General features: G+C 70.4%; 10 protein-coding genes and 4 tRNA genes. 7 read left to right on the plus strand and 7 right to left on the minus strand.

Annotation, left to right across the window (positions count from 1 at the left end; translation table 11 throughout):
* Positions 1–544 (plus strand): hypothetical protein (locus VFN12_RS09650; protein WP_325118441.1); only part of this gene is annotated, 544 nt, incomplete at its 5' end.
* Positions 545–686: 142 nt separating this feature from the next.
* Here the strand turns inward: VFN12_RS09650 and VFN12_RS09655 are convergent.
* Positions 687–2,498, minus strand: a complete 1,812-nt coding sequence (locus tag VFN12_RS09655; protein ID WP_325118442.1) for a putative Ig domain-containing protein — start codon at positions 2,496–2,498, stop codon at positions 687–689.
* Positions 2,499–2,846: 348 nt separating this feature from the next.
* Positions 2,847–2,920, minus strand: a tRNA-Phe gene (locus VFN12_RS09660).
* Between the two features lie 137 nt (positions 2,921–3,057).
* Here VFN12_RS09660 and VFN12_RS09665 point away from each other — a divergent pair.
* The 3 genes from VFN12_RS09665 to VFN12_RS09675 all read left to right on the plus strand — a co-directional run bounded on the left by VFN12_RS09665 (position 3,058) and on the right by VFN12_RS09675 (position 3,757).
* Positions 3,058–3,133, plus strand: a tRNA-Glu gene (locus VFN12_RS09665).
* 111 nt (positions 3,134–3,244) lie between these two features.
* Positions 3,245–3,318 (plus strand) — tRNA-Asp (locus VFN12_RS09670).
* Between the two features lie 85 nt (positions 3,319–3,403).
* Entirely contained in the window at positions 3,404–3,757 is a 354-nt protein-coding gene (locus VFN12_RS09675) for a metallopeptidase family protein (RefSeq protein ID WP_325118444.1), read from the plus strand.
* Position 3,758: 1 nt separating this feature from the next.
* Here VFN12_RS09675 and VFN12_RS09680 read toward each other — a convergent pair whose 3' ends face one another.
* The gene (locus tag VFN12_RS09680; RefSeq protein WP_325118445.1) at positions 3,759–4,490 is read right to left on the minus strand and encodes a response regulator transcription factor; all 732 of its coding nucleotides are present in this window, start codon (positions 4,488–4,490) and stop codon (positions 3,759–3,761) included.
* A 113-nt stretch (positions 4,491–4,603) separates the two neighbouring features.
* On the minus strand, positions 4,604–5,488 hold the full coding sequence (locus tag VFN12_RS09685) for an ATP-binding protein (protein ID WP_325118446.1): 885 nt from the start codon (positions 5,486–5,488) through the stop codon (positions 4,604–4,606).
* Positions 5,489–5,822: 334 nt separating this feature from the next.
* On the opposite strand from VFN12_RS09685, the gene VFN12_RS09690 reads away from it, so the two are divergent.
* Complete coding sequence (locus tag VFN12_RS09690; protein WP_325118447.1) at positions 5,823–7,253, plus strand: NAD(P)/FAD-dependent oxidoreductase; 1,431 nt, start codon at positions 5,823–5,825, stop codon at positions 7,251–7,253.
* Between the two features lie 83 nt (positions 7,254–7,336).
* Here the strand turns inward: VFN12_RS09690 and VFN12_RS09695 are convergent, their stop codons facing one another.
* Positions 7,337–7,990 (minus strand): PaaI family thioesterase, encoded by a 654-nt coding sequence (locus VFN12_RS09695; RefSeq protein ID WP_325118448.1) that lies wholly within the window; start codon positions 7,988–7,990, stop codon positions 7,337–7,339.
* A gap of 75 nt (positions 7,991–8,065) precedes the next feature.
* Here VFN12_RS09695 and VFN12_RS09700 point away from each other — a divergent pair, with 75 nt between their 5' ends.
* Positions 8,066–8,584 (plus strand): GNAT family N-acetyltransferase, encoded by a 519-nt coding sequence (locus tag VFN12_RS09700; protein WP_325118449.1) that lies wholly within the window; start codon positions 8,066–8,068, stop codon positions 8,582–8,584.
* 29 nt (positions 8,585–8,613) lie between these two features.
* Complete coding sequence (locus VFN12_RS09705) at positions 8,614–9,924, plus strand: CehA/McbA family metallohydrolase (RefSeq protein ID WP_325118450.1); 1,311 nt, start codon at positions 8,614–8,616, stop codon at positions 9,922–9,924.
* Between the two features lie 15 nt (positions 9,925–9,939).
* On the opposite strand, the gene VFN12_RS09710 is transcribed toward VFN12_RS09705, so the two are convergent.
* Together VFN12_RS09710 and VFN12_RS09715 are read right to left on the minus strand one after the other, a co-directional pair.
* Positions 9,940–10,116 carry a hypothetical protein gene (locus VFN12_RS09710; protein ID WP_325118451.1) on the minus strand — a complete coding sequence of 59 codons (177 nt, stop codon included), beginning with the start codon at positions 10,114–10,116 and terminating at the stop codon, positions 9,940–9,942.
* 122 nt (positions 10,117–10,238) lie between these two features.
* Positions 10,239–10,311: transfer RNA gene (locus VFN12_RS09715), tRNA-Lys, on the minus strand.
* Positions 10,312–10,328: the final 17 nt, after the last annotated feature.

The following is a 10,328-nucleotide window of genomic DNA, read 5'->3' on the forward strand; positions in this document are numbered from 1 at the left end:
CTCGCCCGGCATCGAGAACCCCTACGGCAACGGCGGTGCCCACGCGTTCGACATCAGCGACCCGTCGAACATCGACTACGCGACGACGCCCGAGGGCGAGAAGGCCGTCTACATCAGCGACGCGGTGGTGCCGGCGTCGACGTTCTGCGACATCCACGTGATCGAGCAGATCCCCGGCGAGCAGCGCCTCATCGCGGCCTACTACAGCCAGGGCATCAAGATCGTCGACTACTACGTGGACGACGCCGGTCACCTCCAGTTCGTCGAGCGGTCGTCGTTCACGCTGCCCCGGGCCAACACCTGGGCGGCTGAGGACTTCAAGATCCGAAGCAACGCCGACGGCACCCGCACCTACTACATCGCCGTCGACGACATCCACCGCGGCATCGACGTGGTGAGCTGGACGGGCAAGCCGAACCCGATGGGCTCGCCGCCGCCGGCCAGCAGTGACACCCTGACCAACGCAGGTCTGGTCGGCGCGTCGGCGGTCATGCTCGGTGCGGCCGCTTTCTACCGGCGCCGTCGGCACGCCACTGGTCACTGACCGGAGGCGCGAAGCGGGAAGAGCCCAGGAGGTCAGAGGCCGCCCTGCGCCGGATGCGAACTGCATTCCGGTGGCCGGGCGGCTTCCTGCTGACGAGCAGAGCCGCAGGTCAGGCCGCCGGTCCCGGCCCTTCCGGGGCTGCTCAGTTCTTGACCCGGAAGGACCGGGTCGCGGACCACGCTCCCGCCCGCCCGGCACTGTCCACGGCGCGTACCCGCCAGAAGCGGGTGCCCTGGGTACCGAACGAGAGGGAGGTCTGGGACGCGGTGACGGGCCGCTCGAGCTGGATGGTCGTGAACGCGCTGGAGGTGCTGACCTGTACGAGGTAGGTCGCGGCACCGGAGACGTCGGTCCAGTCGAACGTGCGGGAGGCACCTGGGGCCCATCGGGCCTCGTTTGCGGGTGACAGCAAGGTGGGCGCCGGGAGGTTCGGGGGCACCGTGGTCGGCGGGGACACAGTCAGGGTTGCCGTGCGGGTGGTCCCGCCGGTCGTCGCCGTGATGGTGAGCGTCGTGGGCGCCGCAACGGCGAGCGTGCCGACGGCAAAGGTCACGCTCGTGGTGCCGGCCGGGACGGTCACGGTCGCCGGCACGGTGGCCGCGGGGCCACTGCTCGTGACCCCGACGAGTGCACCACCTGAGGGTGCCTCGCCGTCGAGCGTGACGGTGCCGGTCGACGTTCCGCTGCCTCCGGTCACGGCGCTGGGCGTCAGGGTCAGGCTCGAGACAGTGACCGGGCTGGTGCTCGCCGGCTCGACCGTGAGGGTTGTGGACCTGGTCGCTCCGCCGTGGCTGGCCGTGATGGTGACGGTGGTGGTCGAGGTGACGGCGGCGGTCGAGATCGGGAACGTCCCGGTCGTCGACGCTCCCGACACGAAGACACGGACGTTGACCTCGGCGATCGCGGGGTCGCTGCTGCTCAAGGCGACCTCGGCACCCGCCGCGGGCGCCGGGCTGCTGAGCGTCACCGTCCCGGTCGCCGACGATCCTCCGGTCACCCGGGCGGGACTGATGGCGACCGACGACAGGGAGGAGGCCGGGGCGACGCTGGCGCTGAACGGGCGCTCCACTGTCGCGCCCTGGGCGTCGGTGAGACGGAGCGTCCAGGTGAACGTCCCGCTGGTCGTGGGGGTGCCGGCCACGCGGACCACATCACTGCTCGGGTCATCCTGGATCAGGGTCATCCCGGGCGGCAGGTCGCCCGCGCTCACCAGCCACCGGTAGGGGCGCAAGCCTCCGCCGCCGGTGAACCAGAGGTTGGCCGTCTCGCCGGCCGACAGCTGCGGCCAGGCTTGCGGTGTGATGTCGAGTGCGAGCGCCGGGTTGACCCGGATCGTGTACGTCCGGGTCGCCATCAGTCCGTTCGCGTCGGTTGCACGGATCGTGAACGTGCTCGTCTGCACCGTCGTCGGTATGCCGCGGATCTCGGCGTAGGTCTGGTTCTCCGGTGGGCTGGGGCGTCCCGCTGGCTCGGGGACGACGAGGGAGAGCCCGTCGGGAAGCGCTCCCGTGACGGACCAGGTGGTGGGCCCGACCGCGTTCGACAGGTTGATGACCGTCGTCGGCACCTGGGCGCCGACGTTGAACGGCCCGATCTCCGGGGTGTCCGGCAACATCGCGGGTGGCGGAGGAGCGGTGACGGTGCACCCGGTGAGAGTCACGGTGACCGGCCGAAGCGACCCGTCGTCCACCGCAACCGTGCAGTCTGCCGGCGGGGTGTAGCCCGTACGAGAGACGCGGAAGTCGCCGTCACCCTCGCTGCTGGCCATGGCGACGGTGTCCACGGTGATGGTGCGACCCGCGATGGCCCGCCCCTCGATCCGCAGGTTCCCGCGGTCGAACTCCGCGCGGGAGACGGTGACATCGGCGAACGCCGGGGACGGACTGAGCGCGATCCCGAACGACGCCGCGGCGACCGCCGCGAGTGAGCGAGCCACCATCGTGTGAAACCCCATCATGATCCCCCTGGTTCCCGTGGCGCCCTCCCGAGCGCCGTCGGGCAAGACTTCCCCAGGTCGGGGACGCGCCTCAATAGGACCTTCGGACTACTACCGACGTGGCAGCCGCAACGGCACGGGCGCCATCACAGGGCCGGCAGCGGACTGCGTGCCCGGGCGGTCTCCCGCGGCTTGCCGGATGACCCGTTTGCGGGATCGCGCCCAGACCAGCTTTCTGTGGAGGATGCTCCCCACACCCACGGGCAGGGCACCCGCCCGGCGGTAGCGGGCCGGTGACGGCGTCCCCCGCCGCACCACACAAGAGCCGCAGGCCGGGCACCTGGCCTGGCCTGCGGCTCTGCTCGGTGGGCAGGGGCGGGGTCGAACCGCCGACCTTCCACTTTTCAGGCGGACGCTCGTACCAACTGAGCTACCTGCCCGAGCGAGCGAAACCATACCCGAGACGGTCGGGGCCAGGCGATTCGGCCGACGTCCACAGGTCCGGCCACGGGTCACGGCGGGCGGCGATGGATTTGGGACCGGCCGCGTCGGGAGCCCTATGCTGTGCTGCAGTCCTGCCCCCATCGTCTAGCGGCCCAGGACCCCGCCCTTTCACGGCGGTAGCACGGGTTCGAATCCCGTTGGGGGTACCAGCCGCGGCCTCCCAGAGCCCGCCGGGGCCTGCGGATCCGGGCGCCGGTGTCGATTGGGAGGCGGGCGCGACGATGGGTTAGAGTTCCAGCGCTTCGCAAAGGTGGAGCCATGGCCCCGTAGCGCAGTTGGTTAGCGCGCCGCCCTGTCACGGCGGAGGCCGCGGGTTCGAGTCCCGTCGGGGTCGCACATGACGCCCCGGATCATCGAGATCCGGGGCGTTCGTCGTTCCCGCCGGAAGGTCGTGCAGTCGCGCAGGCGACACTGGATCCATGTCGATCGCGATGGGCGCTGCTGAGTTCGAGGGTCTGGTCAACGAGGCCCTCGACGCCATCCCCGACGAGCTGTCTGCCCTGATCGAGAACGTCGTGGTGCTGGTCGAGGACGACGCCCCGGCGGACGACCCGGACCTGCTGGGGCTCTACGACGGTGTCGCGCTCACCGAGCGGTACGGCGACTACGGGATGGTGCTGCCGGACCGGATCTTCATCTACCGACGACCCTTGCTCGAGATGTGCGCGACCGAGGAAGAGCTGGTGCGGGAGGTCCGAATCACGGTCGTGCACGAGATCGCGCACCACTTCGGTATCGACGACGACCGGTTGCACGAGCTCGGCTACGGCTGACTCAGCTCAGGGGATCGAGCCGGAAGCCGATCCCCCGCACGGTGTGGATCCACACCGCGCCGGGACTGGCGACGTCGAGCTTGCGACGCAGGTTGCCCACGTGGGCGTCCACGAGGTTCTTCGAACCCTGGAAGTCGGACTGCCACATCTCCCGCACGATCGACGGCCGGTCCCAGACCTGCCCGGCCCGCTGGGCGAACAGCACCAGGAGGTCGAACTCGGTGCGGGTCAGCGGGACGGCGACGCCGTTCACCTTGACCTCCCTGCGGTCCTGCTCGATGACCAGCCCACCGCCGAGGTCGAGGTCCGGGGTCACCGCGGACGCCGGCGGGGCGTGGTTGCCCCCGGTGCCCGGACCGGACGGGTGGCGGGGGCGGCGGAAGAGCGCGGTGACGCGCGCCTGGAGCTCCCGGGTCGAGAAGGGCTTGGACATGTAGTCGTCGGCGCCCACGTGGAGACCGATCAGACGGTCTCCTTCCTCCGTACGTGCCGTGAGCATGATGACGTAGGCGTCGCTGGTCTCGCGGATCCTCCGGCAGACCTCCACGCCGTCGACGTCGGGCAGGCCGAGGTCGAGCGTGATCAGGTCGGGCCGGTGCTTCTCGAGCAGGGCCTCGACCTCCCGGCCGGTGCCGGACTGGTGGACGTCGAACCCGGACCCCGCGAGAACGGCAGCGACGAGCGCGCGAATGTCCGCGTCGTCCTCGATCACCAGAGCCGTTCCGGCCTGCATCGCAATCCTCCTGTTGCCCGGATAGCGATCATGCCGCAACCCATCGACACTTGTATCCCAATCGCCGCGTTTTTCGACGCGTGGCGCCACGGGGGCGTGGGGACGCCGGCAGGTCAGCAGGCGTGGTCGGCCGTCTCGCGGACGTCAGGCCAGGGCTGCGGTGGCTCGCCGCGCTGCTGACGGACGAACTCCCCGAAGAGCCAGCGCTGGAAGCGGCGCTGCTCGGGCGTGCGCGCGAGGGAGAGGAGCCGCTGCTTCTGGCAGAACTCGTCGGCAAGGTCGAGCAGGTCGAGGAACTGCTCGATGGTCTCGGCGCTGGCCTCCGGCACGTTCACGCGCAGGTCCGTCGTCGCCGCCCCGGCCGCGAGGGCGGTCTCGATCGAGTCGCTGTGGATGCCCTCGCGGAGGATGCGGTCGATGTCGGCGAAGAGCTCCGAGAGGCTCTTGGCCAGGGGGTAGTCGTCCTCGTGGGCGAGCGAGAGGAGCCGGACCTCGCGGCGCAGCTCGCTCCACTGGGTCTGTGACGCGTGGAGGGTGCGCAGCGGGACCTCCCGCACCTCGACGTGGACGTGGTGGTCCGGTGGTGTCTGCTCGGGCCGGTCACGGTCGGAGCCGGTGATGACTCCCTCGACTCCCTCGCTCCGGATGGCCGTGGCCGGCACGAACCAGACGACCTTGCCCTGGTCATCGATATCGGCTCCCCAGGCGTCGGAGCATCGGGCCACGATGTCGAGGCCACGCCCGAACGTGATCAGGGGGTCGTCGTTGATCGGGTGGTGGGAGCTCGGGTCGGGCAGCAACGGCGGCTGCGGTGAGGCGTCGCTGACCTCGATCCTCGGATGCTCCGGGGTGCCCCGCACCCGCATGCGCACCGGCCGCTCGCCGTGCAGGATCGCGTTGCCGATCAGCTCGGAGACTCCCAGCTCCGCACATTCGGAAAGGTCTCCACGACCGATCTCGGAGCATGCCTCGGCCGCCCAGCGCCGGGCTTCGTGCACGCTGCTCCGCCCCGAGCCCAAGGTGAAGACTGGCCTGTGTATCGGCACGGTACGGAGCCCCCTGTGTTCCGGCCCGGATGTGAATGGAGCAGAACTGTTCGATGCTCACCTACCCCCCCATGGTGGGCCCGAAACCAGGTTCAGTTCAAAGTTTTTTCACCGGTGCGCTGGACCGGTGTGAGCAACCAGACCCCACGCTCATTCGGCGGAGGGAGGGGAGTGCCGGACAATGGGGGTGTCCAGATCTGCCAGACGGCGTGATTGGTCCGCACGGAAGGTTGACATGGAATCCCCGCAGACAGGACATCAGCCCACTCAGGATCGCCACCGGGTCGTGGTGATCGGCTCCGGATTCGGTGGCCTCTTCGGCACGAAGGCGCTGCGTCGATCCGACGTCGAGGTGACGAACCTGGCCAAGACCACGCACCACCTCTTCCAGCCGCTGCTTTACCAGGTGGCCACCGGCATCCTCTCCGAGGGAGAGATCGCCCCGCCGACCCGGGAGATCCTCAGCGGACAGCGCAACGCACGGGTCCTGCTCGGCGAGGTGACCGACATCGACCTCGAGCGGCGTGAGGTGACCTCGCACGTCCTGAGCCGGGCGACCGTGACGCCCTACGACTCGCTGATCGTGGCCGCCGGCGCCACGCAGTCCTACTTCGGCAACGACCAGTTCTCCGAGTTCGCGCCGGGGATGAAGAGCATCGATGACGCCCTCGAGCTGCGCGGCCGGATCTTCGGCGCGTTCGAGATGGCGGAGCTCGGTGCCAACCGGGGCGACAACGTGGACCACCTGCTGACGTTCGTGGTGGTCGGGGCCGGCCCGACGGGCGTGGAGATGGCGGGGCAGATCGCCGAGCTCGCGCATCGCACGCTCAAGCGCGACTTCCGCGAGATCAACACCCGTACGGCGAGGGTGATCCTGGTCGACGCCGCAGGACAGGTGCTTCCGCCGTTCGGTGCCCGGCTGGGCGCCAGCACCAAGGCCGAGCTCGAGAAGCTCGGGGTCGAGGTGCTGCTCGGGGCGATGGTCACCGACCTCGACGAGCGGGGCATCGAGGTGAAGTACAAGGACGGGCACACCGAGCGGATCGCTGCGGTGACGAAGATCTGGGCCGCCGGCGTCCAGGCCAGCAGCCTCGGCCGCATCCTGTCGGCACAGACCGGCGCGCCGCTCGACCGTGCCGGTCGGATCGGCGTCAACCCCGACCTCACCCTCCCCGGGCATCCCGAGGTCTTCGTCGTGGGCGACATGATCGACCTCGACAACCTGCCGGGTGTCGCCCAGGTGGCCATCCAGGGCGCCAAGTACGCCGCGAAGGAGATCGACGGACGGCTGCGTGGCCGACCCCCGCAGCCGGCGTTCCGGTACTTCGACAAGGGCTCGATGGCGATCATCAGCCGCTTCAACGCCGTGGCCATGGTGGGCAAGCTCCGGCTGACCGGGCTGGTGGCCTGGCTGATGTGGCTGGCCGTCCACCTCGTCTACATCACCGGGTTCAAGAACCGGGTGACGGCCCTGCTCCACTGGGCGATCTCCTTCCTGGGCCGCGGCCGTTCCGAGCGCACGACGACCGAGCAGCAGATCTTCGCCAGGTCGGCGCTCGCGCGGCTCGAGCGCGGGGCCAGCGACCTGGTCTCCGACCCGGGGGAGTACGACGCCGCGCGCGAGGCAGAGCGTCGGGCGGCCCTCGAGGCGCAGGCGTTGGAGGAGGCCCGGCTCACCGACGCGGGGCACCGGGGAGTGCCGGCCGACCAGCGCTGACCCCTCCGGATAGTCCCTCACGAAACGGTGGGCGACACGCCGTACCCCACCACCACTTCGTTCGGGACTATCGCGGCTGGCTGCTACTCGAAGCGCTCCTGCTGCTTCTCCATCGCCTCGCGCGCCCACTTCGGCAGGATGAACACGCCCTCGGCCTCGACGGTGACCCCCTCGGCGTCACTGATCGAGCCGACCGCACACGTCTTGATGCCTTCCACGCGGTCGATCGAGGCCTCCCCGTGCAGGTCACCCAGCGGGGTGCCGCGGCGGTAGCGCAGGGTCAGGGTCCCCGTCATGCCCGGCTTGCCACCCGCCCCGGCGGCCTCGCCGAGCAGCTGGTCGAGGACGAGCGCGGCGACGCCCCCGTGCACCAGGCCGGGCGGACCTTCGTACGCCGCACCGAGACGGAAGTCCGCCCATGCCTTGCCGACCGGGTCGCGACGGATCTCGAGCGGCGGGGCCACCGGGTTCCGCAGCCCGACGACCGCGTTGCCCCACGGCCGGCCGGTGCCGTCTGAGTTGAAGCGGATGCCGTAGGACCCGTCGAGCTGCTGGGCGCGCAGCCGGGCGGTGATCGCCTCGATCTCCTCCCGGGCGGCGGCGACAGACGCGTCGTCGACCTCGGTGCGGATCGAGGCGTCGGCCAGCTCGCGCACAGCCTGGGCGAGCGGCCCGTACAGCCCCTCCTGGCGGGAGATCTCCTCGGATGAGAGCTCTTCGTGCACGTAGCCGACCATGGACTCACCCTAGAACCTGTTCCAGTTCGACAATTCGTTGGCTCGCTTCACGGGCGCCGTGATGGGATCCGGGCCATGACCGAGCTCGTCCGCCCAGACGTCCGCTACCGCGAGTCCCTGGCCGAGGCCGTGGCCGAGTTCCCGGAGGGCACGATGCACGGGTCCGGGCTGTGGGAGCTCGAGCACGGGCTGGACACGACCGAGCAGGGTTGCCGCGCTGTCGTCGCGCACCTTCGATCCTGCGCCGACCCTGAGGTCGAGCCGCCGGAGAACAGGGTGCGCAGCACCTACTTCTGGATCACCGAGGGCGAGGAGGTCGTCGGCTTCCTCGCGCTGCGGCACGCCCTCACCCCGTGGCTGCTCGAGGAGGGTGGTCACATCGGGTTCTCGGTACGGCCGTCCCGACGCCGTGAGGGCCACGCCCGGCGCGCCCTCGCCCTGGCGCTCACCGAGGCGAAGGCCCTCGGGCTGGACCGGGTGCTGCTCACCTGCGACGAGGACAACGACGGGTCGCGGCTGACCATCGAGCGCAACGGCGGTGTCCACGAGGACTCCCGGAACGGCAAGCGCCGCTACTGGATCGACGTGGGGTGACCAATCAACCCCCGGCCCGTTGACAGGGCATGTGCGAGCACCACGGCTCCCTGCCGTCCACACCCCTGACGCGGCGTACGGCGCTCTCCGCGGCGGGCGCCGGGCTCCTGATCGCGGGACTCACCTCCCGCCACACGGCCGCGATCGCCGACACCGGCTCGGTCCCGGCCGCCGGCGCGGCCCGGAGCTCCAGGATCACCACCGGCACCACCCTGGTCCACGCCGACCTGCACAACCACACGCTGCTCTCGGACGGCGACGGCGACCCGGCGCTCGCGTTCGACTCGATGCGTGGTGCCGGGCTGGACGTGGCTGCCCTCACCGACCACGCGACGTACTCCGACAACGCCCTCGGCGACGTCCTCACCGATGCTCTTCCGCCCGACTACCACCAGGCCGCCGGCCTCACCCCCAACGGGTGGGCGCGCACCCGGGAGTACGCCGACGCCGCCAACGCTGACGGAGCGTTCACCGCGATCCGCGGCTTCGAGTGGTCGGAGCCCTTGCTGGGCCACGTCAACGTCTGGTTCACCGAGCACTACGTCGACGTCCTCCAGGCCGGTCTGATGGCGCCGCTGCTCGAGTGGCTGCGCCGCGAGCCAGGCCTGGTGCTGGACGGTGGCGCCGACGGGATCGCCGGCTTCAACCACCCGGGCCGCGAGCCCGGGCGTTTCGAGGAGTTCCGGTTCGATCCGGCCGCCCGGGACCAGCTGGTGTCGCTGGAGATGTTCAACCGGCGCGACGACTACCTCTTCGAGGGCTGGGCCGCCGGGAAGTCCTCGCCGCTGTGCGCCTGCCTCAACGCGGGCTGGCGGACCGGCATCACCGGGGTCACCGACGAGCACGGCGTCGACTGGGGCCACCCCGAGGGCAAGGGCCGGACGGGTCTGTGGGTCACCGACCACACGCGTGCCGGGGTCAAGGCCGCCATGCAGGCGCGGCGGTTCTTCGCCACCCGCACGTCGGGGCTGCGGATCGACGCGACGGCGGCGGTCGCAGGTGAGCCCGCCGTGCCCATGGGGTCGGTGCTGCGCGTGGACGGGGCTGACGTGACGTTCACGCTCGACCTGGCTCGCGACGAGTCGTGGCTGGGGCGCCGGCTGACGGTTCAGGTGCTGCGACCGGGGAGCGACGCTCCCGTCGTACCCCTCGTCCAGGAGTTCGCGGTCGGCGACCTGGTCACCGTCACCGTGCCGCTGGCGCGTGAGGATGGCGACTGGGTGCTGCTGCGGGTCGCGGACCCGACGCAGCCCAACGCGACCCCGGGCCCGGCGGGGCATCCCGGCAACGACCTCGGGATCGCCTACACGAGCCCGTGGTGGCTGGAGCCTGCCTCCTAGGGCCGACGGCGCTGGTCAGACGCGGTCGTGGTCCCCTGTGCGCGGGCGGACCGGGGACTCGAAGGCCGCCAGCACGGCACGGCCGGCTTCGTTGGCGTCGGGGCGGACCGGGTCCAGCTCCTGCTCGTGGTGCTCGAGCCACCTGTTCAGGAGATCGGCAGCCTGCTTCTCGTTTCGCGTCCTCTGGCTCATGTCCCGCCAACTTTGCTGTGTCAAACCCGTCCCCGCGCCCGTCATCGGGTGCATCCAGATGGTGACAGCGCACACTGAGCTGTGGCAAGCGTCTCGACCGCGCCTTGATCCAAACTTATCGGTAGGCCCCGTGGGACTCGAACCCACAACCAAAGGATTAAAAGTCCTCTGCTCTGCCAATTGAGCTAGGGGCCCGGGCGGTGGCGTGGCTG

The sequence above is a fragment of the Nocardioides sp. genome, from assembly GCF_035703625.1.
Classification (GTDB): domain Bacteria; phylum Actinomycetota; class Actinomycetes; order Propionibacteriales; family Nocardioidaceae; genus Nocardioides.